The 26,955-nt window shown below is 48.5% G+C and carries 15 protein-coding genes and 1 pseudogene; 11 read left to right on the top strand and 5 right to left on the bottom strand.

The window, feature by feature from the left end; translation table 11 throughout:
- Window position 1: 1 nt before the first annotated feature.
- The 6 genes from DW677_RS05965 to DW677_RS05990 all read left to right on the top strand — a co-directional run bounded on the left by DW677_RS05965 (window position 2) and on the right by DW677_RS05990 (window position 18,033).
- Complete coding sequence (locus DW677_RS05965) at window positions 2-457, top strand: prepilin-type N-terminal cleavage/methylation domain-containing protein (protein ID WP_117469952.1); 456 nt, start codon at window positions 2-4, stop codon at window positions 455-457.
- A 25-nt stretch (window positions 458-482) separates the two neighbouring features.
- Window positions 483-1,712: a GspE/PulE family protein gene (locus DW677_RS05970; protein WP_117483887.1), complete on the top strand. Its 1,230-nt coding sequence runs from the start codon at window positions 483-485 to the stop codon at window positions 1,710-1,712.
- A gap of 355 nt (window positions 1,713-2,067) precedes the next feature.
- Window positions 2,068-3,132, top strand: coding sequence for a hypothetical protein (locus tag DW677_RS05975; protein WP_117566663.1), 1,065 nt, complete (start codon window positions 2,068-2,070; stop codon window positions 3,130-3,132).
- 14 nt (window positions 3,133-3,146) lie between these two features.
- Entirely contained in the window at window positions 3,147-6,842 is a 3,696-nt protein-coding gene (locus DW677_RS05980) for a peptidase A26 (protein WP_165859996.1), read from the top strand.
- Window positions 6,843-6,857: 15 nt separating this feature from the next.
- Window positions 6,858-17,030: a SpaA isopeptide-forming pilin-related protein gene (locus DW677_RS05985; RefSeq protein ID WP_117566665.1), complete on the top strand. Its 10,173-nt coding sequence runs from the start codon at window positions 6,858-6,860 to the stop codon at window positions 17,028-17,030.
- Window positions 17,031-17,088: 58 nt separating this feature from the next.
- The gene (locus DW677_RS05990) at window positions 17,089-18,033 is read left to right on the top strand and encodes a hypothetical protein (RefSeq protein ID WP_133304048.1); all 945 of its coding nucleotides are present in this window, start codon (window positions 17,089-17,091) and stop codon (window positions 18,031-18,033) included.
- Here the strand turns inward: DW677_RS05990 and DW677_RS05995 are convergent.
- Window positions 18,025-18,381 carry an arsenate reductase family protein gene (locus tag DW677_RS05995; protein ID WP_015553955.1) on the bottom strand — a complete coding sequence of 119 codons (357 nt, stop codon included), beginning with the start codon at window positions 18,379-18,381 and terminating at the stop codon, window positions 18,025-18,027. The two genes, DW677_RS05990 and DW677_RS05995, sit on opposite strands and share 9 nt — an antisense overlap.
- A 188-nt stretch (window positions 18,382-18,569) precedes the next feature.
- Here DW677_RS05995 and DW677_RS06000 point away from each other — a divergent pair, with 188 nt between their 5' ends.
- The 3 genes from DW677_RS06000 (at window position 18,570) to DW677_RS18265 (ending at window position 20,777) form a co-directional block, all read left to right on the top strand.
- On the top strand, window positions 18,570-19,094 hold the full coding sequence (locus tag DW677_RS06000; protein ID WP_015553956.1) for a membrane protein: 525 nt from the start codon (window positions 18,570-18,572) through the stop codon (window positions 19,092-19,094).
- A gap of 241 nt (window positions 19,095-19,335) precedes the next feature.
- Window positions 19,336-19,797 (top strand): MarR family transcriptional regulator, encoded by a 462-nt coding sequence (locus tag DW677_RS06005; protein WP_021905808.1) that lies wholly within the window; start codon window positions 19,336-19,338, stop codon window positions 19,795-19,797.
- A 479-nt stretch (window positions 19,798-20,276) separates the two neighbouring features.
- Complete coding sequence (locus tag DW677_RS18265) at window positions 20,277-20,777, top strand: hypothetical protein (protein ID WP_181968310.1); 501 nt, start codon at window positions 20,277-20,279, stop codon at window positions 20,775-20,777.
- Between the two features lie 134 nt (window positions 20,778-20,911).
- On the opposite strand, the gene DW677_RS06015 is transcribed toward DW677_RS18265, so the two are convergent.
- Together DW677_RS06015 and DW677_RS06020 are read right to left on the bottom strand one after the other, a co-directional pair.
- The gene (locus DW677_RS06015) at window positions 20,912-21,433 is read right to left on the bottom strand and encodes a nitroreductase (RefSeq protein ID WP_117483892.1); all 522 of its coding nucleotides are present in this window, start codon (window positions 21,431-21,433) and stop codon (window positions 20,912-20,914) included.
- A 204-nt stretch (window positions 21,434-21,637) separates the two neighbouring features.
- Window positions 21,638-22,855 carry a hypothetical protein gene (locus tag DW677_RS06020; RefSeq protein ID WP_117566666.1) on the bottom strand — a complete coding sequence of 406 codons (1,218 nt, stop codon included), beginning with the start codon at window positions 22,853-22,855 and terminating at the stop codon, window positions 21,638-21,640.
- Between the two features lie 64 nt (window positions 22,856-22,919).
- Between DW677_RS06020 and DW677_RS18685 the strand changes: the two genes are divergently transcribed.
- Both DW677_RS18685 and DW677_RS18690 read left to right on the top strand, forming a co-directional pair.
- Window positions 22,920-23,783 (top strand): transposase, encoded by an 864-nt coding sequence (locus DW677_RS18685; protein WP_242992114.1) that lies wholly within the window; start codon window positions 22,920-22,922, stop codon window positions 23,781-23,783.
- Window positions 23,784-23,877: 94 nt separating this feature from the next.
- Window positions 23,878-24,549 (top strand): annotated as a pseudogene (locus DW677_RS18690) (transposase); the annotation flags it as partial.
- A gap of 301 nt (window positions 24,550-24,850) precedes the next feature.
- Here DW677_RS18690 and nagA read toward each other — a convergent pair.
- Window positions 24,851-25,984, bottom strand: coding sequence for an N-acetylglucosamine-6-phosphate deacetylase (nagA, locus tag DW677_RS06030; RefSeq protein WP_015553961.1), 1,134 nt, complete (start codon window positions 25,982-25,984; stop codon window positions 24,851-24,853).
- A complete protein-coding gene (gene nagB, locus DW677_RS06035; protein WP_015553962.1) occupies window positions 25,975-26,727 on the bottom strand; it encodes a glucosamine-6-phosphate deaminase in 753 nt (250 codons plus the stop codon). The genes nagA and nagB overlap by 10 nt, the downstream gene beginning before the upstream one ends.
- Window positions 26,728-26,955 lie beyond the last annotated feature (228 nt).

Here is a 26,955-nt window from a genome sequence, read left to right on the forward strand (position 1 = left end):
GATGGAGAAGGGTCATAGACGGGGGTTTACACTGGTTGAGGTTATGATCGTCATGCTGCTTTTCAGTATGCTGCTCCTTATGATCTTTCCGATGCGGCGGATGGCGGTGTGGGTACTGGATCACGCAAGGACACAGGAGCAGGCAGAAATGCTTGGGGACGCGGCATGGAGATATGTGGCGGACCGGCTGGAGACAGGTGCTGTGGAAGTGGAAGAACTGGACGGACTGTCCATGGACGCGTTTCATATCGATACGCTGAAACCGGAAATTGAGGTGGAAGAGAGCCGGTCTGGCCGCGTCCTTGTCACGGTACGGGTGATGGATGGAAAAAAGGACCTGTATGAGAGGAATGGCAGTGTGCAGACCGGAGATGGTGCTGGATACAATCCCCGGCAGCCGCGGATCCGAAGTACAGACAGCAACTCACGAACCGTCTGCGTCAGCGAGGGGGAATGAGTTATGATAGAAAGAGGAAAATGGGATGTTGGGCATATTAGGCGGAGAAGGAAAACAGGAAAATAAGAATGAGGTCCAGGAGATGGAGAACTATGGGGCAGAGGCCGGATCTGCGGTGAAGCTCCTTGAGGAACTTTTAAATCTGGGATACCGGAAAAATGCCAGTGACATTCATCTGGAACCGCAGGAAGACCGGATGGTTGTCCGGATGAGGCTGGACGGCATGCTGCTCCATGTGCGGGAATATGACAAGGAAATGCATCAGCCGTTGGTGACGAGGGCGAAGGTCCTCAGCGGAATGGACATTGCGAAAAAGAGAGTGCCGCAGGACGGGCATTTTAAGGAGATGATCGACGGGATCTGCCTGGATGTGAGGACCAGCGTGGTCCCGACGATCTTTGGCGAGAAGATGGTGCTGAGACTCCTGAATATGAAAACGGAGATCGATCATGGCAAAACCTTTGGAATGCGTGAGAAAAATTATGAGAAGATGAAGAGGATCCTCAGAAGTCCGGGCGGGATCCTGTATCTTACAGGACCGACAGGATGCGGGAAGACTACCACATTATATATGATCCTGGAATATCTCGCGAAACAGCCGGTGAATATCGTGACCATCGAGGATCCTGTGGAGCGATATCTTCCGGGGATCAGCCAGATGCAGGTGAATGAACAGGCGGGGATTACTTTTGAAGCAGGACTCCGTGCCGTTTTGAGACAGGATCCTGATATTATCATGGTCGGCGAGACGAGGGATCCGGAGACAGCGAAAATCAGTGTCCGCGCGGCAATCACCGGTCATCTGGTGCTCTCGACTCTGCACACGAAAAGCGCGGCGGGCGGAATCACGAGAATGGCAGATATGGGTGTCGAGCCGTATCTCACGGCGGACAGTTTATGCGGCATGGCGGCACAGAGACTGGTGAGAAAGGTATGTCCGCATTGTGCGGAGACGGTGGAACTTACGAATGAGGAGCAGAAGTTGTTTGGAAGAAAGATCCGGAGCGCAAGGCGCGGACGCGGATGTGAATTCTGTCGGAATACAGGATACAAAGGAAGAACTGCGGTTCATGAGATATTTGTGATGGACCGGGAACTGAAGAAGATGACTGCGGAAAACCGGCCGGAGTGGGAGATCGAGGATTATGTGGTGAAGACACAGGGGATGCGGACCATGCGGGAAGAGCTGGCGGATCTTGTGTGCGCCGGAGTGATTTCGATGGAGGAATTTTTGCGGACGGTGGAGACGTGGTAAGACAGGTGAAAGGCAGGACGTGCGCGGCATGTCCTGTCTTTTTTGACATCGAAAAATGCTTATAAATAATGCTTTTACTGGCATCGGTGAAAAAATGGTATGGTAAAAGTGACGAAAATGCAAAAATATTTTCGTGAAACTGGCTAAATAATGGGGCTTTGGTTTTACGGATCCGATATGGATTCCGGGTATGGCCTGTGATATAGTTATGGACAAACGGAGGAACGAACCGGTTGGGGAGTTCCAGTCAAATCATAATAGATCTTTTGGGAGTCTTAAAAATCTTTGGAGGCAGATATTATCTGCTTTATCGAAAAGCCGCCGGCGGCTTTAGCCGGAATATCCAGGAGGAAAAATGAATCGAAAGAAAGTGGCGAAGTGGCTTGCTGCGGCCGGTTCTCTTGCTGTACTCACAAGCTGCCGGGGAGAACTCGTTCCCTACGCGGCGGAGAGAACGGCAGAATTTCTGACAGCAGAACCTGTGATCCTGAGGGATCGGGAAGCGGGCAGGCGGTTTCTGATGGAGACGGTATCTGCCGCAGAACGGGAAGGGCGGCAGGAAATTGTGGTAACGGGAAAAGACAGCTCGTTCGATACGCTGGTGATCGCGCAGATGTTTCCCGGAGTGGTAAATATTTCAAAGCTGGATCTGGGGACCAGGAATGTGAACGGTGAGACGGTTACGGACTGCCGGATCGGCTTTGAATGGCGGGGGCGGGCGCCGGATTCCGGGGAAAATACCGTTCCAGGAACGGGAGACAAGTTCGGGGAGAAGGAAGACCGGGCCGCATGGAGGACCGGGGATGTGGTCTCGCGGGAGATTGCGGGAAAAATATGCCGGTTTCGATGTATCGATGATGATTACCAGGACGGCAGAGGCAGTTATGGGAAACGTGCGCTGTTTCTGGCGGAAAATGTGATTCGGTCCGATGTGGACAGTACTTATGAGGAGCGGATCTTACTTCCGTTTGGAGAAAACAATAACTATAAGAAATCCCGGGTGAGAGAATGGCTGGGGGAACAGGCAGAGACTGCGGTTCCAGATGCATCTTTTGTATACACGGGAGCATTGACGGCATTTACAGGGAAAACAGGGGATGGTGATTTTGCTGACAGCCGTCTGGATGGTCTTGAGAGCCATTTGCTGCCATACCAGGACTGCAGGGACAGATTCTTTCTGCTGTCTTTGGAGGAAGCATACCGGTATCGGGATGAGATCTGGAATCCGGAAGGAAAGGGAAGTCCTTACAGCCGGGGGTTCTGGCTTCGGACACCGGCTTATGAGGTGGATGAAAGAGGCAGTTTTGTATATGGAAACAGGGAGTATGTTGTAGATATTGAAAATGGATGCTTCAGACAGGCGGATGTGTCAGATGTTGGGATCGGGATCTGCCCGGCATTCTGTCTGCCGCAGGCATAGAGGGGAGAAAAGAAATGAAGAAGAGCAGAAAAAACAGAAGCAGAAAGAGCCAGATGATGTTAGCAGGGTTAGGACTCTGCATGGCGCTTGGAACGCCGGTAAGAGGAATGGCAGTTTTGAGAAGTGTGGAAACAGCGGCGGAGAGAACGGCGACGGCATCGGATGCCGTGGAAAATATTGCTGTGCTCGCTGCGGATGAGGAGATCTGGGGCGCTGATGTGGGTGATATGAGCTTTTTAAGCGGAAGAACTGGGGATGGAACAAAGGAAAAGCCGTACCAGATCACAACGAAGGAGCACCTCATTGGGCTCGCTGCCCTTGCGTCCATGGGAATGGAGGTTGGAAGTGGAGAGGGCACTTATCCGGGAAATTATAAAGGTGCCTGGTTTGAGCTGGGGAAAAATATTGACCTTGGTGGAATGAACTGGATCCCTATCGGATTCTATCACACCGGGGCGGATATGCGGGCCGGAAGAGTGTCACCGTTTGAGGGGCATTTTAGCGGAAACGGGAAAACTGTGTCCAATTTCCGCATGTACCAGCCATCCTGGGACCTTGGCGGACTGTTCGGCGCAGTGGAGAACGCGGAGATCACAGATCTCAAGGTAAAACCGGGTCATGTGATCACGGTGAAGGAAAACGGAGGAATTCTTGCAGGACGTGCGAAACATTCGGTGATCCGGAATGTGACGGTAAACGGCACATTAAGGACTACCGGTACAGCCGGTGGAGTTATTGCGGATGTCCTGGAAGACTCTGTGGTGGAAAACTGTGTTTCCGACCATGTGGCTATCGATACGGGAAGCGGAAAGGAGATTTTTGCCGGGGGAATTGCCGGACGGGCGGCAGAGTCTTTGATTGCGGATTGTGAGGTCAACACAGGGGACAGTCTGAGTGCCAGGATCCAGGGAGGAGGCTATGTGGGCGGAATCGTGGGATTCCAGAATTCCGCGGATATTTTCAATACGCATGTGATGGGAACCATCGGCGGAAGCGGCTCCCAGTCCATCGGCGGTATCACGGGAAAATACGCTTCCGGAAAGATGAAGGTGGCACGGTTTGAGGGGACCATCGCATCTTCAGGGCTTGGAAGTGCGGCGCGTGAGGGAACTTTTATTGGAACTCATGACACTGGCTTCCACTTCCGTTATGGGGTTGAGGACGGAGCAGATGTGGCGTACCTGTTCGCGGATACGGAGGAGAAGATCGCAGCCGGTGTCTGCGGCTCAGGTGTCTCGGATGACAATAGGTTCACCTATGATGCTCATATTGGCTTCTGGAACAAAGGAGATAATTTCTACACATTGGTGCAGGGACAGAACACGAAGAAGGAGGACGAACTCTATTTCTATGAGGAACTCGAGAATGGCGTTCTCCATGTAGTGGATACCGAGTCTGTGGCGAGACAGGATCTCTATACTCCAGATCATTTCGCACCGAATTCCGTGGGACGACCGGTGAGGGGATATCTGCTGTCGGTCCTTCAGGTGGATACAGCGGCAAATTCAGGGAATTTCTATGATGTGGCGGTGTTGACGGCGAGAGGTCCGTCTGCCTACAGCAAGGAATTCCACAAAGCATACCGGGGCGCGGTGGCTGCCGGAGATACCGTTGCAGTCCTCACGGCTCCGAAGAACACGGAGACAGAAAAGTTCCAGATGGATGGTGTGCCGACCTATACAGATTCCCTGGGACGTAGAAGGAAGATGACCTATCAGACAGGCGGTTCCTACCAGTTTGTGATGCCGGAACATGATACGGAGGTCTCTGCGTTCTATAAGAAAGTGGCAGCAGGTGTGCGGGTAGAGCCCCAGGAACTTGGTTTCCGGGTGATTGAGGAGCGCACCGGGGACCGGATGAACCCGTCGATCACCACGGAAGTGAGGGATACCGCGGGGAAATTGCTGGCGAGATATTTAAACGGAAAGCTGGAGTCGGGAACGAAGGTCCAGGACGTGAAGATCCATGCTGTGGTCGATAAGAACAACGATGTCGCCGATGAGGCGGTGAGATGGAGTGTGGATGACGATGAGTTGATCATCTTAAAGAAAAATGATGATGAGGACGAGTCCGGATATACGAAAAAGAGCGCATCCATCGAGTTGAACCTGAATGCAGGATTCTTTAAGGATATTGTGGAGAAAGCGGAGACAGAACAGGCGAAGAAACAGTACCGGTACCCCATTGAGGATACGGTCTACGGAAACGGTACCCAGGGCGGACTTGCGGTTCTGACAGCAAAGACGAGACCGGCATCCAGCTTTGAGGAGAAGTCTGTGACCGCAAACTGCAGGATCCCGGTGACATTCCAGATCAAGGACCGGACGAAGATCGCAGCGGAAGGCGCGACTCTCGACAAAGCGGCATTGAATTTTATGGTGACAAGAACATTGACCGGTGACAGGAAAAAGCCGCAGGAAACGATCACGGTATCCGCGCCGCAGATCCTGTCAGGATCCTTTGCACCGGACTATTTCGATAAAAAAGATATCAGCTGGACCGTCGGCGATAATGCCATTATCCAGGTGGACGCCGGTTTTGTGGAAGAGGGAATCGCGGACGGAGATTACCGGAACGCAAAGGTGATGGCGAAAAAGGATACGAGATGGATCCTGGATCTCATAGAGGCGGATGAAGCGGCTCATAAGGAACATATCTATGAGAAACGTACTGGGTGTGGAACAAGAAGCACGGAGGTAGTGATGGCGGCAAAGGATGCCCTTGGAAATATCCAGTCGGCAGTCTGCAGCGTGAAAGTGGATTTTGTGACAGATGACAGGACTGTGGTGATGCCGGAGGAGATCAAGGTGGATCAGGGAGAGCTGGTGTTTGACCTGATACTCACGAAAACGGGATCGAGATATAACCCGGCGGTCATATGGCAGGGCGCGGATGCACAGAAGATTACGGCAAAGCTGATACCGCAGGAAGCGTTAAAAGGAAATGGGGACGGTAGCTTCGAATTTAACTGGAACGTAAAAAATGGTGCTGTAAAGGTAGAAAACGGTGCGGTATCAGTAAATACGGAGGCATTCTGGATTGCGGAGGGGATGAAGAAATATCCGTATACGGCGGAATATGAGGACGAGATCACGGTCAGAGCTGGGGCTTTGGAGAAAAAGATTCCTGTGAAATTAAAGTTTAAGCTTGTGGATAAGACCTGGTCCGGCAGCTCAGGAGGACGTTCTTCCGGCGGCGGAAGAACGGGAAGTGTGCTGAAAAAGGACCAGAACACAGGGGAACAGCCAAAGGGCAGTGTCACCGGTGAGTGGAGAAAGCAGGAGGATGGAAGCTGGAAATTTGTTTCCGGCGGAAGAACGTATGCCAATGAGTGGGCCTGGATCTACAACCCATATGCGAAAGAAGGACAGGAAAAGACTTCCTGGTTCCATTTTGCGGCTGACGGCAGGATGCAGACAGGGTGGTTTCTCGATGAAAAAGATGGAAGCTGGTATTATCTCCAGAAGACAAATGACGGAAGCCAGGGGAAAATGCAGACTGGTTGGATAAAAGAAGGAGAAGCGTGGTATTACCTGGGACCGACCGGGCGGATGACGAAAGGCTGGAACTGGATCAATGGAAAATGCTACTATATGGACCAGAAAAACGGACATATGCTGGCGGACTGTGTGACGCCGGACGGCTACACTGTGGATGAGACAGGCGCATGGTGTGTCAGAGGTGCGGTACAGACGATTGGAAAGAAATGATGGCGGGGGATCAGTATGGAAGAGAAAAAAAGAAGGCGATGGTTGGCTGGATTTCTGGCAGTCATTATGACGATCACGGGAGTGGGGATTCCACTCCCGTTCCCGTCCGAGGCATCGGATGTGTGGCCGCAGAAATCGACGGCCCCGTATTACTGCCTCGATGGGGGAAAAGGCTGGAAGAAGGTCGACCGGTATGATATGTATAAGTTTGATACGATGCCGTCTCCGCTTACGGAAACGCAGGCGAAACGGTTATTCTGGGCATATCCGGACAACTGGTCGGCACTGAAGGACGCGGCAAAAAAGTTTGATCCGGGTCTTTATGCGGAGATCGCGTCTACGACGTCCAGTGCCAATATCGTAAAGTATGTGAAAGACGATGCAGGGACAAAATTTGCCTGGGTGGCTGACAATCCGGAAATTGAAGACCGCGCGATCGCTGTTATGGAGCAGGCGTCCTCCGTCGGGCTGGCGGCGGGAAAAGAAGCTCCGGATGCGATCAGGGGAGCAACTTCGGAAGATACGGCAGTGCCATTTCAGGTACTGCCTTTTTCTGACGGACCTGGCGCCCTGGATACGGAGTTTGTTCTCGGAAAAGAGTTTATCCGGGATATCGCGAAGATCGAGCCCCAGAGTGTGTGGGACAATGGATCCACAGGGGGAAACGTGGGATGGCTTGACGCATCCCAGGATAAAAATATCGCGAAATCGGTGATGGGACAAAATCTGTATGAGGTGACCTGGAGCGGGGATGCGATCCGGATCCACAATAATGGTTCGGTGACCGCAAATGAGAATGCTGTCGGAAGCAATATGACAGATGAAGAGAAGTACAATAAGACGACAGTGCGGTATAAGATCACCATGAGAGGCAATTCAGGCTGGTATACGGAAGGCAGCTGGAATCCGGAATATCTCAGGGAGTGGATGGACTTTAAGGTCTGCATCAACGCGCCGGAACATCAGAGACTCTACAAAGCGGATATGAGGATCATTCCGTCTGATATGGTGTTCTATCTGGTGATCAGCCAGGATGGGGAAGGCGGCGGATCAGGCACTTCGGGTGACGGGGAAATACCGGAATATGGTGTGGAGACGCCGACGCTTGAATTTCAGATCTATCGCCATAAGGAGACATTTTCAGCGGATTACAATGTCAGGCTTGTAAAACATGACGGTGAGACCGGAATGCCGCTCAAGGGAAGCCAGTTCTATCTGTATGAAAGGTTTGAGGACGGAGGAAAGATCTCAAAGACGGACGGCGAGGGAAAACTTGCGGAAAAGAACCTGAGCTTTCGTCCATGGAGCGGCTTTCAGGTGTTTTCGGAAGGAACCACGAACGGAAAAGGGGAGATAATCTACAAAGATACCAGAAAGTATGCGTATGAAAAGACATACTGTGACGGACATGCCGCGCCGTCATGGGCAAATATGCCGGAGGACCAGGAAGATGGGGATTCCGGCAATGAGGACGGGAAAAAGAGCGATGCCTATGAGGAGGCCGCAGAACAGACCAGGGATAATAACAGGGCTGCGGCAAAGCAGTGGATGGAACTGGTAGAGGCCTGTGAGGCAGAGGCGGAAGGAGGCTGCCATTTTCACTGGCTGGCGGATGAGAGTGTCTACGATGAGGTACAGGAAGTATTGGAAAGCGGAGAACCGGATGGGAGAAGCCGAAAAAATGCTGGAAATGAGCGAAAGCTCCGGGCTGCATCCGAAGCCGCATTTGAGGAATCCGGCTGCAAGGCGGACTGTGAGGAGACATACCGGAAGTTTATCGGACTGCGGTTTACCTATACATGGAGGGAGATCCAGGCAAGAAACGGGTATATCCTCCATGATCTGCACCTGGATGATATCCCTGTGGAGATGATCACGACGGATTCTTCCCAGGCGGGAGCAGACGCGGAAAAGCGATCCGGAAGCAGCCGTGAGATCACGGAAAACATCTGGTATTCGGGAAATGGAATGACAGGCGGGAGTACTGTTTCGGAGAGAAAAATACCGGTGGTAAAAAGCCGCGCGGGAACAATTATGAAGAGAACGGCGTCTAACGCGGAAGCGGATACGAAAGAAGCTGCGGTTAAAGCAACGGCGTCCAATGCAGAAAAGAAAAGTATTTTTGATCGGTTTTATGGCTGGTTTATGGGAAGAAGCCGGGATGAAGCTGATGATGGTGAAGAATCTGATGACTGGGGAGAGTTTGAAGGCGTCGGGGACTTTGAGGATATTCTGGCGGATGCAGAGGAGGACGGAATCCGGCATCTGGATCTCGGGGATTCCGAGAGGTATTCGCACTGTAATGGCGCTGAGGACTGTGGGGATGCCTGGCATGTGTATGACCATCGAACTGAGGGGCGGATCCATATCACGAAAAAAGACAGAGATCTCTTTCGGGGAGAATCGGATGATTATTCGTCCTACGGGGATGCGGAAGGAGATGGAACACTTGAAGGGGCCGTGTATGGCCTTTTTGCGGCGGAAGATATCGTTCATCCGGATGCGGAGGTGACAGGAAACGGAATTCTGACCAATACTGGCGTTGTCTATAAGAAAAATGATCTTGTGGCAGCGGCAGCAACAGATCGGGATGGAAATGCGGATTTCCTGTGTTATACGGAAGCACCGGGAGTGGAGTACGATTATACGGCCGGAAAGATCAGAAAAAGGACGGATATCTCCTGGAACGGGCCAGGAAACCTGTATCAGGAGAACATGGAGAAGAACGGAAACTGGTGGATCGGGAGACCGCTGATTCTGGGAAAATATTATATAAAAGAACTTTCCAGAAGTGAGGGATACGAGCTTTCAGTAAATGGAATGGATCAGGAGATCACCAACCGGGGAGCAGGCTTTGAAACTCCAGGATCTGTGACGGATGCAAATGGAACGGCTGTGGTCACGATGCCGGAACTCGCAGCGGCAATGGAAGGCGATGACGGAAGAGGAAAAGGATATGATGAACTTCCATTTTCGGTCACATCAGCGGGGGCGGCAGGGGAAAATGGAGATGGAGGTTATGAGATCTTTGCCTATGGTTTTTCGGAAGGAACGAAATTCTACCGCGTTGATACAGGGGAGGAGCTGGTGACAGGACCTCATGTGACGGGAACAGAAGAGGTGATTGTAAAAGATGGGGCCGGGAGAACCGTATGGAAACGGGCGGAGAGCGATACCAGTGATCTTCTCTATCAGCCGGAGCGGGATGCGGCGGGAAATATTACCGGACAGGAACCGGTGAGCCGGATAGAACCGCAGATCTTAAAGGCAGAACAGATTCCGGAAAAGATACCGATGAGCCTTTCAAATCTGTCTGTCAATGAGGAAGATGAGCGGTTTCAGGTGAAACTGGAGGACTGTGACCTTTCAGACGAAACGTCGGAGAGCTTTCTCTTCTTGAAGGCTCAGACAGAGGAGATCCTTGGAAGAAACGGGTATGAAGTTCCGGTTACGGCCGGAGGTATCCGCTCGCTGGAGGATGTGCCGGTCTATAGCCGGGGAGTAAAAAAGGGCCAGAAAGATCTCTGGGGAATGACAACAGATCCGGGAGAGCCGGCAAAAAAGACCGTGTATGGTGCGGCGGTGCAGGAAATTACAGTGCCTGTCGAAAAGAATTCCTGTGTTCTGGATCTTATGAGAAGCATTTTCACCTGGTATCAAGAACATCCCCAGTGGAACTTTTGCGGAATCGATGGGATCAGAAAAGAGGATGCCGGTTACCAGGTAACGCTGTACGCAGGGGCATCTTCTATTGGAAACCGCAGATTTTTTACATCAAAGGTGGAAAATGGGAAAAGGACGCCGGACAGTGTCTATGCTGTGTACGAGGATCCGGTAAATCTTCGCTGGGTGTATCAGGAATATAAAAATAGCGGAAAATTCCGGTTCCAGACCGACAGACAGTATGTGATTGGGCCCGCTGGAAACAGAAGATATTATCTCGATGCGACGCTGACACCGGTTCTGATGCCGGGAACAGATGGAAAGCTGACAGAGATCATGCATCAAGTCATGGTTTATCATAAAGAGGGAGAGGAGGTGCTTGATTACCTGTCGGGAGATCCGGCACATGGATACCGTGTTCCGCTGACGAGAACGGAAGATAAGATCGAAATCACAACAGAAAAAGAACTCGTGGAAAAAGATGTGGAGATTCAAAGTGTGGTGAGGGAGAAGAATGGTGTATACAGAATTCAGGTTCGGACTTCCGGAAAAGATTCGTTCGGAAAGGAATTTACCGATGGAAAGACGAGCCTCACCTTAAACTTTATCGTAAAACTTCCGGAAAAAAGTCATGCTCTGACGGAAAAGGAGATCCAGAGGATCGGAAACGCGAATGTCTGGGGATACCAGGCAGGAGACCGGATCGGGTATGCGGAATATCTTGTGAAATTCTCGGGGGCAGCGCTTGCTGTGTCAGTCTCAAAAAATCAAGACGTTTCAGACACTTACATCATTGCGAAGCGGTTGGTATACCGCGGTCAGGATAAGATCAGCGAGGATGGAGATACGGGGCTCTCGCCCGCTCTTGTACTGGAGAGGCCTGTAAAGCAGAAGGTGCAGGTAGAGAAAAAGACGGATGACGGGAAAAACATCGGGAATTTCCGGTTTAAAATCTATCTGAAGTCTAATCTGGAACGGATCTTCTGCACAAAAGACGGAGAGATTTCCTGGGTGGATAAAAACGGGAAAACGGTACAGATCGAAGAATACCAGAAAAATTTCCCGGAGCTGGTCCAGAAGATCTATACGAAAAAGGCGGATCGCCACGTACTGGAGACAGTGGAGCAGAAAATAGATCCGGATCATGGGGAAGCCGGGACAGTTAAAGGGTATAACTATGAGAAATTCTTTGCAGCTATCCGGACGGCAGACACGGATTGCTGGAAGAGAAGGGGATTCCTGTGGAATACATCATTTAAACCGTTTGTGGCCAGCCTCATTACCGGAAAGCAAAATGAGATCAATACCTCGGAATACGCGAAGGAGAATGCAAAGCGCTCGGACGCAGTCCGGCAGTTTGCCATTGACTGGTATCTGAAAGCGGAGCAGGAACAGATGAAACAGGGAGAAAACTCATATTCGGATGAACAGTATGATCATGCGCTCTATCTTGCGATCCAGAAAGCGGAGGACTATCTGCAGCCGTTTTTCAAGTATGATCTGGGAAAAATCTATGCGATCGCCTGGGACAGCGAGGAAAAGGGCGGGCTTGACGGGGATAGGACAACTCTGGCGGTCCGGAAGGAAAACGGACAGGCACAGGAAGAGGCAGCGTCAGCGGTGTCGAAGTATCTTCCTTACGGCGAATATGTAATCGTGGAGGAGCAGCCCCATGCACCGGAGCTGTTTGACTTTAAGAATAGGCATTATGAGATCGATGCGCCGAAGGAGATATTTCTTCCGGTGGCAGGCGGACAGATTGAGGCTGGAGATGACTGGAAGGAGAAGTATGTATACAGGGCTGCAGATTCTGCGTGGGATCTTGCAAAAAAATATCTGATACGTTTTAACGAGGAGTGGGCGGAAAATCAGAAACAGGAACTTCGGGAGTATGTGATATGTGCCCACAGCAATGATGGGGATTTTGAAGTCTATCCGTATGGACTTTCTGAGAAAAAGAGAGCAGGTCATTACGAACCTTACGGGAATGAGACGGTAAAGCAGTACTATCATTATCGGTCGGACAGTGAAAATGGAGCGAAGAGAGAGGGAAAGGAGACGATGACAGGTGTAAAGACTGCCTATGACGGGGAATATGCGCCGATGCTTATTCCATGGAGTATTGTGGATCCGAATCAGGAAAAAGAGGGTACGCTCTGGACCGGTTATGGGGAAAAGACATTTTTGAACCGAAAGTATTTCTCAAATCTGAGAATTGAGAAGCTTGACGCAGAAACTGGAGAGCCGATCCTTCATGATGACGCGGTATTTGGAGTCTATCGGGCGGAAAGAAATGAGGCGGACGACGGGGATGGTGCCGTGCGATGCTATACGGCGGATACGATGATCCTCGGAAGCCGGTATTTTCTTGAGGCAATGGGGGCAAAGGGAATCCGGCCATTTGCGAGAAAGGCAGCCGGGGCCGGAGAGCTTTTCTATGGAACGGTTCCTGCCGGAACACCGATCTGTCAGGAGAGTGACCTGGTAAGTTTTACGGATAAAAATGGGCTACAGACAGGAACACTCATGGCGATCCCGACGATCCGGGATATCGAGGAAAAGGGGATTCTCCAGGCAGTGGGATACGCAAAAACACCGAATCCGCTTCCTGCGGGGGTTTATGTGCTGGCGGAGGTGAAGCCGCCGTCCGGATATGTGCGTTCAGGGCCTGTGGCAATAGAGATTTACAGTGACCGGATCCTGTATTCCGGCGGCTGGACAGAAGGAAAAACGGCGGCAGCAGTTTACGGGTACGAGCAGGATCCAGATGGAATCCACCCGGAAAATGTCACGGATACTGCCAGAATATATGCGGAAAATACCGCAACAATTCTGGAAATTTCAAAAACAAAGGCAATAGACTCAATTCGTGGAATGAAAGTATCAGGGCGAGTGGAAGGAACGATATCGGAACTTCGTGCACAGTACGGGCTTGAGAATCTAGATCTTGCCTACAATCATGCAGGTACATACCAGGGATTTGGCTGGAAAAAGGGGACTCTGGAGATGCTGGAGCAGAGGAAACGCGGCGGAGAACGGGTGGAGATTGTCTATGAGAATGGAATCTTTCAGGGTTATGGTTATGTGACGAGAAAACTGGAGGCGGCAGATCATCAGAATCCGTATGTAACAGGAGCCAAGCTTGCACTTTACGATGCGATCCGGGTCAATCAGACCGGGGATTCACAGGATCATGCATTTGAAGGTGTTGAGGTCACAAGGGACAGAAATGGAAATGTGACAGATATTGTTGTAAAAGAGGGATATGCCGGAGAAAAGCTGGAATTTTCCTGGGACAGAGCGTCAGTAGATGAGATGCGGGGAGAAGATACCTGGGAAATCAAGACAGTGAAGCGAAGGGATACACCGGTCTTATTCTATGATCTTGGAAATCTTGATGTGATAAAAAAGGGAAAAGACGGGACTTTCTACGGCTATGACCGGGAAGGACGGCAACAGAAGATCACCTTTGATACAGAATCGATCTATGCGTTGAAAAACGGACAGCCGGTATTTGAAATATCGGGAGGCGATTTTACAAAACTTGTGTATGACCGGAAATCGAAGGTATTTACTGCAACGGATCCGGAGACCACACTGTTTCATCTCGATGGATCTTTGTGCAGGGATGCGGAGGTTGATGCCTACACAGGCCTGGCATATGTGAAGAAGACAGAAATCGGATCGAATGGAAGAGAACAGCAGGTATTCTATGTATGGCCCGTGGTAAAGGAAACAGACACCGCGGGAAATCTGACTGGAAGAAGAAAAATACTGACGGGAAGACCGGCGGAGATCATGGAAGGAAGTGAGAATGCCTATATTACGGGAACATGGAACACGGAAACAGGGGTTTTTGAAAAATGGATGGAACCGGTTCTCGATGAGTTTGGCCTGGTGAAATATTATCCGGAGAGCGGAGCTCTGTATAAAAAGGGTGAGCCGGTCTATGACCGGGATGGGGACTATGTGACATACCGGTATGAGGAGCTTCTGGAGATGGAAAACCGGGCTGCGTATCATTTAAATGAGAGAGAAAAGCTGCTTGATGTGGGAGATCCGGAGAATGAGGCGGATGACGTGCCGCTAAAGCACAGGAAAGGAGAGTCCTATCTGATTCCAAATGTGTGGATCAGCGGCGAAAAAACGATTCAGGATGGACGGATGGATGAAAGTACGGACGGACAGCCGGACCTTTTAAGGCGGGTGATCCCGGGCAGCTATATCCTGGAAGAACTGGAAGCGCCGGATGGCTATGTCCGCACATTTCCGTCAGCAGTGGAAGTGAAGGAGACGAATGAGGTCCAGAGAGTACTCCTGTCGGATGAAAAAACAAAGGTGGAGATCGCAAAAATCGACGGAACAGAAGATTACCGTCAGAAGGTAGAAAACCGCACAGATATGGAGACAAGTGAAACAAGCACAGAGATCCGGGGCACATACAGCCAGACCTTTGTAACAGGGGCGAAGCTTGCGCTGTTTAAGGTAAAGCGGGTAAATACTGCCGATCAGGATAAATATCCTAAAGGATATTATTTCGTGAAGACAGAGGAGACACCGGCTGTGTGGAACTCGGAAGATCCTGTGGATAATCATAAAGTTTCAGTCACTGCAATGTGGATAACGGATGGAAAACCGAAATATTTCGAAGGAATTCCTGTGGGTGATTATATTCTGGAGGAACTGGAAACGCCGGATGGTTACCTTCCTGCATCCATGGAGATTACAGTGGAGGAAACAGGAAATCTGCAGAGCTTTGTGTTGAAAGACGATCATACGAAGCTGGAGGTCTTTAAGCTTGAGAGAAATGCATCCGGGGAGAAAGAGCCGTTATCCTGGCCTGCCGCAGCAGAGTTTGTCCTCTGTGAGGCAGTTCTGGATGAGAATGGGGGAGCAAAGACGGAAAACGGCGCTTATCTGTACCGGAAAGACCGAATCGTGGACAGTTGGAAGGCGGATGATCTGTCGGAATATGTTCCGGCGATTCCAGAGGCGTATGAAAAGATGTTTGGACAGTATGGAAATGAATTCCGGCAGTTCTCGTGGAAAAAGGAATCTCAGGGAAGAGTCACTTCAGGAGATGCCAGACTTCTGGAGGATATGGCGACGGAAAACAGAAAAATCATCACACAGATCTGGGAATTATCGGATGGAAGCAGAATGCGGGTCTCAGTCACAGTTGATGGAGATCCGAAAAGATTAACATCCGACGGTCAGCTGTCACCGCGGTTTGAATACCAGTTCCGCTATCATGACAGATCATCCGAGAGGTATCCGGGAATGACCAGTTATGATATGAGAGCCGGTCTGCACCGAATTGACCGGATTCCGGAAGGAAAATATGTACTTCTTGAGACGAGAGTTCCGGACGGTTATCAGGGAGCGGAACCGATCCTTATCACGGTAGACCAGACGGAGAATATCGTCCGTTATGAGGTGGAAAACAGACGGGAACCGGAAGAAAAGATAGCATGTGGCAGGATCAGAATCCGAAAGACAGATGCGGAAGATAAAGAATTGAAACTTTCCGGGGCATGGTTTGAGGCGGTCTGCGTACAGACGGGAGAAAAGACGGTATTTATGACAGGTGCGGACGGAATTGCGCTGTCACCGGAGCTACCGATCGGTTATCTGAAAAATGGTGCCTGGGTCATGTACGAGTATGAGGTTCAGGAGATCCAGTCTCCACCCGGATATGGGTGTTCTGAAGAGACGTTTTCTATCGTATTTGACAGGGAAAAAGAAGCGGTGATCCAGTTGTATGAACTTTCGATTACGAATAAAAAGACGAGAGCACAGTTCAGCAAGTTAGATATGGCGACGGGAGAAGAACTGCCTGGAGCGTCCCTGGAGTTAAAAACGGTGGATGGAACGGTCATCGATTCCTGGATATCAGGGAAAACTCCACATTTTGTGGAGGGAACGCTGACAGCAGGGGAGACGTATATCCTGACGGAGATATCTGCGCCGGATGGGTATGAGATCGCTGATTCCATCAAATTTACAGTGCCAATAGATGGAAGCTTTATAAAAATCGAGATGACAGACCACAGAAAAATACCGGACGAGCCGGAAAGACCTACTGAACCGGAGCTGCCGACAGAGCCCGCCGAATCTGAGACAACGGCGCCAGCGGAGACTCCGACAGCGCCGAAGGAACCGGAGACGTCTGAGAGACCGTCAGAGCCGGAACAGCCAACAGCGCCCACTCCGCATGACAAACCGAAGAAACCGGTGGAGGCAGAGTGGACAGAACCGGAATCGGAGGAGGAATCGAAACAAGAACGGGACCGAGAAAAGACGTATGGCAGGATTACGGTACGCTATGAGCGGGAATTTTCCGGCAGCACAGAGGGGCGAGTCCGTCAGAAGGACAGGACAAGTCTCAGGACCCCGGAGACTGGCGATACCCGGAGACCGGAAATTGCGGTATTTGGTCTGTTTATCGGATTCCTTGGTCTTTGGTATCTGCATATAAAGAAGGAGGAAAATGAGAGAAAAGAAGAACGTAAGGATAAAAAATGATGGGAGCCGAATATTCCGGCTTCCTGTCAAAAAAATTTCCGGTTTTTTAGGAAGTGTGATGTTTCTGTCATGTCTGGCATTTCCGCTGCCTACGTTTGCAGAGGAAACACTTTTCACGGAAGAGGCAGCATCTGGAAATAAAAAATCAGAAGAAAAAGAGACTTTGATCTATGAAAGCCCCATATTTACGGATGGAGGTGAGGCATTCATACCGGAAGAGACAAGGATCGAGGGGGAAAAGGAATACCGGTTGGTATCAAAACGAATCAGAAATGCGAAAAAAGCCGGAGAAATAACATATGCCCAGGTGACAATTCCCTATGACCTGGAAGGTGATGATACGGTGCCGGAGACGGCAGACGTTCCGCTTATCGATGAGGAGTCCGGCACAGAGTTTGAGCGGGAACTTTCTCTTGTAGATGTGGAAGAGACGTCGAGAAGCTGGTCGGATACCTTTTCCTTTTCTGTGACGGTATCTGGATACGGGGCAGATTCGTTCTATTTGGGAGATATGGAGATTCCTGGCGATGCAGATCTTGCTGATTATGGAGAAAAACTTTTAGAACTTGCAGGGTTGTCCCGGGTATATTATCGGGTGAACCGGGTGGAATGGGACGGAGAACCTTATATGGATGGGGAGGTGATGTTCAGAAATGCGACTGCAGGCGGAAGTAAGCTGATTCGAAATGTAAAAGCAAAATATGGAGGTCAGATCCGAACACCGGATCTGAAAGGAAAGCAGTATATTGGAATTTATGAGGAAGTTCTTCCAGAAACGGAAAATAAGACAGAAAACGCACCCGAGGCAGAGATCGTAAGTCGGGCAGAAGAAGAAACGGATCCCCCAGATCTTTTGAGAACCAGTCTGGCGGAGCGGATCATAGAATGGCTGGAGAGCCATGTCACAACGATAACGGTCAGTATCGGGATCCTGTTCTTTTTAGCAGCGGGAATCTGGTTATTCGTGAAGACAGGAAAAAAGCCAGGGCGTCAGTCACCCTAGCTTTTCCTGCCAGTCTTTTTCCTTAAAACCAGTGAGAACAAAGGAATCGCCGATAACTAACGGACGCTTTACAAGCATTCCGTCTGTTGCGAGCAAGGCAATCTGCTCTTCTTCGTTCATTGTCGGGAGTTTATCCTTCAATCCCATGGATTTATAGATAAGTCCGCTGGTGTTAAAGAATTTTTTCAACGGAAGTCCGCTCTTTTTATACCATTCTGTCAGTTCCTCCGCAGTGGGATTGTTCTCCTTGATGTGGCGGCTGGTATAGGATACATGATGCTCATCAAGCCAGCGCTTTGCTTTCTGACAGGTAGAACAGGGTGGATACTCTAGAAAAAGAATACTCATAGTGAAAAACACCTCCATGGGCTTAGTATAATGGATTTTTGCGGAGAATACAATGAGAAGGAAAAGAATTGAAGGGAGATTGCTGCGGTTCCCAGGATAGGACTGACGGGAAGAAGACATTCTGTAGAGTATGTGTTAACGTCGGGAAGTTCTAAAGAAACGGCAATCGCAGGGCATAGAAGAAAAACATGGATATATTGATTTTCCTCTCAGAATTCATGGTTCCGCTCACGGTATTTTATATCGTTGGTTCCGGAATCCTCGCAAAACGGCCGGTATTCGACGATTTCCTGGATGGTGCAAAAGAAGGAATGCGGACAGTGGCGGATGTACTTCCAACCTTGATCGGACTGATGACTGCGGTGGGAGTATTGAGAGCTTCCGGGATTCTGGAGGTATTATCAGAGCTTCTGAAATTCCCAGCCGCACTCTGCCATATCCCGGTTCCGGTAATTCCGATCATCCTGGTGAGGATCATATCCAGTTCCGCGGCTGTCGGTCTGATCCTTGATATTTTTAAAGAATACGGTCCAGATTCCTTGGTGGGAAATATGGTCTCGATCATGATGGGGTGTACGGAGACAGTATTTTACACCATGAGTGTATATTTTATGTCTGCCCATATCCGAAAGACCCGTTGGACATTGCCGGGAGCTCTAGTCGCGACAGCGGCCGGGATAGCTGCAAGTATCTTTCTGGCGGATTTATTGTAAGACCGCCAGAATGCCAGGCAAAAAGCCAGGCGTTCTCAGCGGCGGAACAGCAGCAGAACAGCAACGGGGACATAGCAGGAGAAGAGGCTGTAAGTCCTGAAATTTCCCGGAAAAAGGTCGGAAACACTTGGAAATCAGTTGTGCCGTCAGTTGGAATCGGTTATAATAAAACCCATAAAAGACAAAAGATCCGGGCTGCCAGAAGAGATCAGACAGCCCAGGGAGAAAGAGGATTCCGCTGTTGGACGATTATAAGGAACTGAATGAGATCCTGGTGAGATTATTCCGCAGCATCATGGATGTTGAGGAGAAAGCGATCATTACCCGGGAATTCCAGGATATAACAAATAACGATATGCATGTGATTGAGGCCATCGGTATAGGAACGCCGAAAAATATGTCCTCGATCGCGAAAAAGCTCTCCGTCACGGTGGGAACCCTGACGATCGCAATGAACAGCCTAGTTAAAAAGGGCTATGTGAAGAGAGAACGCGGTGAGGAAGACCGCCGGGTCGTATATATTTCGCTTTCAGATAAGGGCAAGAAGGCGTTTGTTCATCATGCAAGATTCCACAAAGAGATGATCACATCCATCATGGATGAATTTGATGATGATGAGAAGAAGATCTTGATCCGGGGTCTCACGAAACTGGATAATTGGTTTAAGAATAAGGAAGAAGAGAATAAAAAGAATCGAGAGTAGAAACGATAGACTACCAGCTCTTGATAAGATGTGTAAAAGGCAGATGTTCTTCAAAAGGATATCTGCCTTTTTGAGTATGCGCGCCATGGGCGCGCTCTAACGGTGAAGGTTCCGAACACGCCCAGATAGTGGGAAGTCTAATAACTATCACCTTTGTAGTGGCAGTGAATGCAAAATAGAAATTAATAAAATAAAGTAAAAACAAAAATAACTTTAAAAGAGAGTCAATGGTTCACTCTGAACAAAATTTCCAGGCACATTGTAAAAAATAACTAAATGAACTGGCAAAATAGTCTGAATATATATACATAATCGTTAATCGACAAATCCAATTATGGACAGTAGAATAAAACGCAATTACAGGAGCAGAAAAAACAAAAAGAAAAAAGATAACTGTTGAGCATACAATGGCGTATCAAAAGACGCATTGTGTGCTTTTTTATTTGTTTTTTCTGGATAGCAAGAAGGGAGAGGACAATATGAGAAAATTCATCGTAGGACGGTTACTTTCCATTATTCCAGTATTGATCATCGTATCCGTCGTTATCTTTTCAGTAGTGCACCTGACACCTGGTGATCCGGCAGCTTCTATTCTTGGCGCTGAGGCCACGGTGGAAGATATCGCGGCGCTCCGGGCGAAGATGGGGCTGGATAAACCTGTGGTAGAACAATATTTCGTCTGGATATATATCTGCACATTTTCACAGGTTCCGATTCCGTCCTTAAAGCTTTACTTTGGACCGAATTACGCGGGCTGGAACGATGATGAAACCCTGCAGAGTCTTTTAAATGACATGAATACCTCCACAAACATGGATGACGCGAAGGCGGCCTGGGAGAAAGTTCAGGAGTATTCCTGGGATTATCTGGCAGTCATCAATTTTGGCCATTATATTGCGAACTATGCATGGAATGATCATGTGAAAGGCTTAAACAATTACAGCGGACTCTACTTCTGGAATGCGGGGTACGTAGAGTAGATCAGCACAAAGATCCGGATAAAAATACCTGGCAGAGATGGATCACTTCACTCTGACCAGGTATTTTTGTGTCTGTAACTGGATGTGTATAAAGACTGGCGCCGCGGTGAACAGCGGCGCCGGAAAGTTTTTGATTATTCGATATAGGCAACTTTTCCGATCCGCTCTTTCGGCTGGATCACAGTATCCGGATCCGGATAGCCTAAAGCAGCCATCCCATAGACTACATGATCGGCCGGAACACCAAAATCATTTAAGATGTCACGGATCGCCGGAGTATCGCAGATATTCTGGAGCTGGTTGATCCATACGGAACCGACACCGTAGGAGTGGGCAGCCAGAAAAATATTTTCAAGGGCGCAGGCGTCATCCTCTTTTCCCCAGATGCTGTCACGGAGGTTCGAAGGCATGATGATTGCCGTTGGGCAGTACATGTTGTAGCCTGGGCGGTCTAAGGTCGTCTCGATCGCGTCTGCCAACCGCCTGATCGCTGCTTTATTTGTGATAACTGTAAATTTCCAGGTCTGTTTTCCACATCCGCTCGGCGCATGGAGCGCAGCCTGCACCAGATCATCCAGAATCTCTTTGGACACAGGTGCATCAGTGAATTTCCGGATGCTTCTTCTTGTCAGTATGTTGTTCATGATCTCATTCATTGAAAAGTCCTCCTGTTATGTTTGATTTATGTAATATGTTGTAACTGTTCAGTAGGTCTGCGCACTTGCTGCGCTGACCGTAAGAAAACATAGGCTGGAGGGCAAAAATCCCATCAGCGAAGCTGATATGGAATGGATTTTTGCGTGTAACTATGAAGGTACTGAATAGTTACAATATGTTTTGCAACAGGTTGCCGGGTGCAGCTATTCATGGATGATCCGATATACTTTCTGTGGTCTTCCCTTTGTTCCTTTCTGACGATGGTATAAGAGGGCGGCCATATGATAACGCACCATGTTATCCAACATTCGATTGGCGCTTCGAAGTGTGATATGGAGAATATCAGCCAGATCCTGGGAAGTAAAATCCGTATCGCCTAATATTTCCTTAGCTTTTAAAATTTTCTGAATGGTCAGGGTAGATAACCCTGTTTCTTCGGCCAGATTCAAAATCTGAGGGGAAACGTCACTTGAAAAAGCTACCAGCCTTCCATCTCCAAACAGACCGATCTTGTTTTTCTTCACATTGATCAGATAACTGTTATAATCCACTGTATTCATGGATTCTTTTAATGCATACAGGCTGTTGGAAACGGCATCCTGGAGACTTTCTCCTAATCCGTATCCGATACTGACGCGAAAATCACATTTTTCCTCGAGATACGTTTTCAACGTGCAGGTCTGAAAGTCGCAGGTAAGCTTCTCCACGGAGTGGTGATTCGTAAACACCTGAATAAAATCATCCTGATCTTCCTGCAGGAAGTCACAGAGATATTTTTTACTGTATGACATCAGGCACTTTTGGATTTTCTGCCTGTTTTCTTCTGTATTTGGATAAGGCTTGATATCGATCACCGCAGGGCGGTTTTTCTTCAGATTCTGAATCGTGATGTCATGCATCAGAAGCTCACTGCTCTTTAAAATATCGTCCTGATTACAGTTGACAAAGCGGCAATTTACACCTGCCTTTAAAAGGTCAGGTACGATCAGGCTTCGTCTGGACAGTGTGTATTTGACGGTTCCGCTCTTCCAGAGTTCAATGTGCTTATTTCGTTTCGTCTCCAGAGAATCCCAGATTTCATTGGGCGGCACCTGACTTATAAACTCCTGATTCTTTTCAAACCAGTCCTCAAATTTTCCCTGCCTCATCTTTTCAATCAGACTTTTTGCGTTATCCGGGCACATAACATCACAGAAATCAAAGTATCCATACTGCAGTGTAAAATCCTGATATTCGAAAATGACTCTGGTAATTTCGCGGTAAAAATTACTGATACCACATTCAATGTTCCGCATTGGTTTGTGCTTGGGGTAGGCTTTCTGAATGATCCGCATCGGGGCGGTTCCTCCGGCCAGAATACCATCATACTGTTCGGAGATCTGACGATACAGATCCACAACATGTTCATATGTATAATACACATAAACATCAATAATATCTGCGAGGTCAAGTTCCTTCAGCTATTTTTATAAAAAGATTCCAGATATGACGTTGATAGTAACGCTATTTTCATTTTTTAGGCCTTTCGCCTTCAGCGATTCCTGTGTTGTCAAGTTATATATTAAAGTGCCTGTGCAAATAGTTACAGTTCACCATAACCTCTTGATCCCCATAAAAATCCGAAACATATATCAGGATTATACCTCGTTTTCTCTGTATTATCAAATCAAACTTCCGCTGGATTTAGAGATTTCTATTCCATCTGATGATCCGGTTCGTCTGGTAAGTGCCTTTGTGGAGGAAATGGACCTTTCTGAACTGTATAAAACTTACGGCAGGATCAGAAAAAATCAGGCAACACCGCGTCAGATGCTGAAACTCGTTATCTATGCAGCAATGAATCGAATCTATTCAAGCCGGGATATCAGAAAAGCATGTAAACGAGATATCAACTTCAGGTATCTCCTGGAAGGAATGCCTGCTCCTGATCACGCAACAATCGCACGTTTTATATCCCTGCACTTTTCTGCCTGTGCAAAAGCTTTGCTTGCTCAAATGTCAGATTTGCTCTATCTTATTGGTGAGATTTCAGGGAAGACCATCTTTATTGACGGCACCAAGATCGAATCTGCAGCCAATAAATATACATTTGTATGGAAACGGGCTATCACGAAAAATCAGACTCGGTTATACACAAAACTGACCTCTTTTGTGGCAGAATGCGAAGAACTTTACGGAATCAGAACTGTATATCATGACCGGATATCTATCCATACATTAAAACGCTTAAAAAAGCAGTTGTGCCGTATCAAAGTACAGGATGGCATTGTGTTTGTACATGGAATCGGGCGGAGAAAAACGCAGCTGCAGAAATCCCTGGAACAACTGGATCAATACCTGGAAAACTAAAGGAATATACGAAAAACTGTATACTCTTGGAGACAGAAACAGTTATTCAAAAACGAACCCGGATGCAACTTTTATGAGAATGAAAGAAGACGCAATGCTGAATGGGCAATTAAAGCCTGCTTATAATATCCAACACGGAGTGGATTCTGAATATATCACATGGATCGATATCAGCCCACATCCAACCGATACACGTACTCTGATACCTTTTTTGAAAGATATGGAGAGTCACTTAGGATTTAAATATTCAGAAATCGTTGCAGATGCCGGATACGAAAGCGAAGAAAACTACCTTTTTATTGAAGGCAACGGACAGACTGCGTATATAAAGCCGCAGAACTATGAGATCTCGAAAACCCGAAAATACAAAAAAGCAATCGGCAGAAGAGAAAACATGGAGTATCATGCAGACAGTGACAGTTACATCTGCCGCAACGGAAGGGAACTGACAGTTACGAATGAACGCAGAAGTAAAACAGCCAGCGGATATGTCAGTGTAAAAACTTATTACAAGAGTTCAGACTGTACCGGCTGCCCTTACAAAATAGAATGTATCAAAGGGAACAACTGCAAAACGCCTATGGAAAAACGGAATAAAGTATTAATGGTCTCGAAGACGATGAGCCAGAAACGTGCAGAAGATTTGAAACGGATTACAAGTGAGTATGGAACAATGCTCCGGATGAATCGCAGTATTCAGGCAGAAGGTTCTTTTACTGATGTAAAAGAAGACATGAATTTTCGGAGATATCTGTACCGAGGAAAGGCAAATGCACTGGCAGAGAGCATCCTTTTGGCAATGGGACGAAATATAAATAAGCTTCATTGCAAGATTCAGACTGGAAGGACGGGAAGCCATCTTTTTTCATTAAAGACAGCATAGATTTTGATAATTAAAAATAAAACAATTTGAATAAGGCATGCCGAAAGGGATGGCTGGGAATGAACTGCATTTATAAAGAATGGCATCGAAACCGTAACTGATTCCGATGCCATTTGGACATAAAGCAGGGCTGCCGCCCAGCAAAAATATTTGCTAATGCGACAGCCTCATCTCACAGAATCTCCTATTTTACACGTTTTCCCTTAAAGATAATCCCCCGAACAGAAAGATCTTTCTGATCCAACAGTACTGCCGTTCCATCCTTTCCGGCATCAAGACTTCCGATCCGGTCTTCCATACCGATCGATACTGCCGGGTTGTAGGATGCCGCGCGGACCGCGTCATCAAGCGGAATTCCGAATGCCACCGCCCGGCGCAGGCAGCCCATCAGACTCGTGACCGAACCGGCCAGTGTTTCCGGATGGTCAAGGATCGTTGCCCGGTTTCCATGTACCTCGATCATCTGACCTCCAAACGGATATTTTCCATCCGGCATTCCCGTTGCCCGAAGGGAATCCGAAATCAGGATCATCCGGTCTGCCCCAAACAGACGAAATGTTCCGCGAATCACACTGCCATGGATATGAACTCCGTCACAGATAATCTCCGGTCTGACTCCCGGAGAATCGAATGCCGCCATAATGACTCCCGGCGCACGGTGATGGATCGGCGGCATACCGTTAAAAAGATGGGTCACATGATCCGCGCCCGCCTGAAATGCCGCTAACGCTGTATCATAATCCGCAGCTGTATGTCCGATCGACACATGGATCCCGGCCTCGACCGCGCGTTTTGTGAATTCCAAACCGTTTTCTTCTTCCGGGGCGAGCGTCACAAGTTTTACAAGACCATCCGCCTCTTTCTGAAGTCTTAAAAGCATATCCGCATCCGGTTTATGAAGGAAATCGCTGTTCTGCGCGCCTTTCTTCGCCTGGGAAAGGAACGGTCCCTCGAGATGAACACCCACCAGCTCTGCGCCCGCGGAGGAAGTTTTCTTATGATTCGCCGCGTTCCGGCATATTCCAGTCAGCTGTTCTTCCGCCAGCGTCATTCCCGCCGGACAGATATATGTTACTCCCTCTGACAATTCATAATCTGCCATTTTCTGAAGTCCATCCGCCGATGCGTCACTGAAATCTTCTCCAATACAGCCATGAAAATGAACGTCCAGAAGTCCCGGAATCACATAACATCCTGCCGCATCTATGATCTCTGGATCTTCGACCGGATCATCTGTGATCACTCCGTCCCGGATCCGCAGATCCCGGTCTTCAAAACCTTTTTCAAGGTCAAAAACAAGGCCATGTTTTATCTGCATATCTCCACCCCGGCTTCCCGTACCATAGAAAGTGCTTCCTCGTCTCCAACGATGACAACATCATTATGAAGCTGAAGGATCGATGCCGGACACTGCGGGGTGATCGGACCGCATACAGTGCGGTAAACCGCTTCTGCTTTGTTTGCACCTGACGCTACAAGAAGTACACGGCGGGCTGCCATAATACAGCCGATTCCCATTGTGATTGCTTTCTTCGGAACAGCCGCCTCGTTCTCGAAAAATCTTGCGTTTGCTTCGATCGTGTTCTGGGTAAGCTCTACCACATGAGTTTCCTTTCTAAAGCAGTCTCCTGGCTCATTAAATCCAATATGTCCGTTTCGTCCCAGTCCTAAAAGCTGCAGATCCGCATACCCGAGTGATCGGACAAGCTCATCATATCGTCTGCACTCTTGCTCAGGATCAGCAGCCATTCCGTCCGGTACATGCGTATGTTCAAACGGAATATCGATCTTGTCAAACAGATTCTCCTGCATAAAATAGCGGTAGCTCTGGTCATGGGTAGGCGGCAGACCGAGATATTCATCAAGATTTACGGTACGCACATCCTTAAAGCTGAAATCCCCTTTCTGGTTCCAGGCCGATAACTGACGGTATGTTCCGACCGGAGTCGATCCTGTCGCAAGTCCGAGTACACAATCCGGTTTCCGGATCACCTCCGCTGAGATCAGATTCGCGGCACGGCGGCTTAATGCATCATAATCCTTTTCCTGATAAATTTTCATCTTCCTTCTTCTCCTTTTTCATAAATTCCCTCATGCAAATAATACTTACGCTGTCTTTCTTTCCATTGTATCACAGGCAGATATTTTTGTCATTTCTTTTTAATTCTTTATATTTTTTGTTCTTTTAATTTATTATATATTATTTTCCGAACTATAATGTTTTTTGAAATAATTTTATTTCTCTTTTGACTTTTCTGTCCCCCTTGCTTATAATGAAATTAGTATTAT

It is taken from the genome of Clostridium sp. AM25-23AC (assembly GCF_003435125.1).
Classification (GTDB): domain Bacteria; phylum Bacillota; class Clostridia; order Lachnospirales; family Lachnospiraceae; genus Pilosibacter; species Pilosibacter fragilis.

What these genes read in the sequence shown, in the direction of transcription:
- DW677_RS05965 (WP_117469952.1), top strand. Translation starts at nt 2, where the DNA reads ATGGAGAAGGGTCATAGACGGGGGTTTACACTGGTTGAGGTTATGATC.
- DW677_RS05980 (WP_165859996.1), top strand. Translation starts at nt 3,147, where the DNA reads ATGAAGAAGAGCAGAAAAAACAGAAGCAGAAAGAGCCAGATGATGTTA.
- nagB (WP_015553962.1), bottom strand. Translation starts at nt 26,727, where the DNA reads ATGAAAATTTATCAGGAAAAGGATTATGATGCATTAAGCCGCCGTGCC.
- DW677_RS18265 (WP_181968310.1), top strand. Translation starts at nt 20,277, where the DNA reads ATGAGAAAATTCATCGTAGGACGGTTACTTTCCATTATTCCAGTATTG.
- DW677_RS18685 (WP_242992114.1), top strand. Translation starts at nt 22,920, where the DNA reads ATGACGTTGATAGTAACGCTATTTTCATTTTTTAGGCCTTTCGCCTTC.
- DW677_RS06000 (WP_015553956.1), top strand. Translation starts at nt 18,570, where the DNA reads ATGGATATATTGATTTTCCTCTCAGAATTCATGGTTCCGCTCACGGTA.
- DW677_RS05995 (WP_015553955.1), bottom strand. Translation starts at nt 18,381, where the DNA reads ATGAGTATTCTTTTTCTAGAGTATCCACCCTGTTCTACCTGTCAGAAA.
- DW677_RS05985 (WP_117566665.1), top strand. Translation starts at nt 6,858, where the DNA reads ATGGAAGAGAAAAAAAGAAGGCGATGGTTGGCTGGATTTCTGGCAGTC.
- DW677_RS05970 (WP_117483887.1), top strand. Translation starts at nt 483, where the DNA reads ATGTTGGGCATATTAGGCGGAGAAGGAAAACAGGAAAATAAGAATGAG.
- DW677_RS05975 (WP_117566663.1), top strand. Translation starts at nt 2,068, where the DNA reads ATGAATCGAAAGAAAGTGGCGAAGTGGCTTGCTGCGGCCGGTTCTCTT.
- DW677_RS05990 (WP_133304048.1), top strand. Translation starts at nt 17,089, where the DNA reads ATGTTTCTGTCATGTCTGGCATTTCCGCTGCCTACGTTTGCAGAGGAA.
- nagA (WP_015553961.1), bottom strand. Translation starts at nt 25,984, where the DNA reads ATGCAGATAAAACATGGCCTTGTTTTTGACCTTGAAAAAGGTTTTGAA.
- DW677_RS06015 (WP_117483892.1), bottom strand. Translation starts at nt 21,433, where the DNA reads ATGAATGAGATCATGAACAACATACTGACAAGAAGAAGCATCCGGAAA.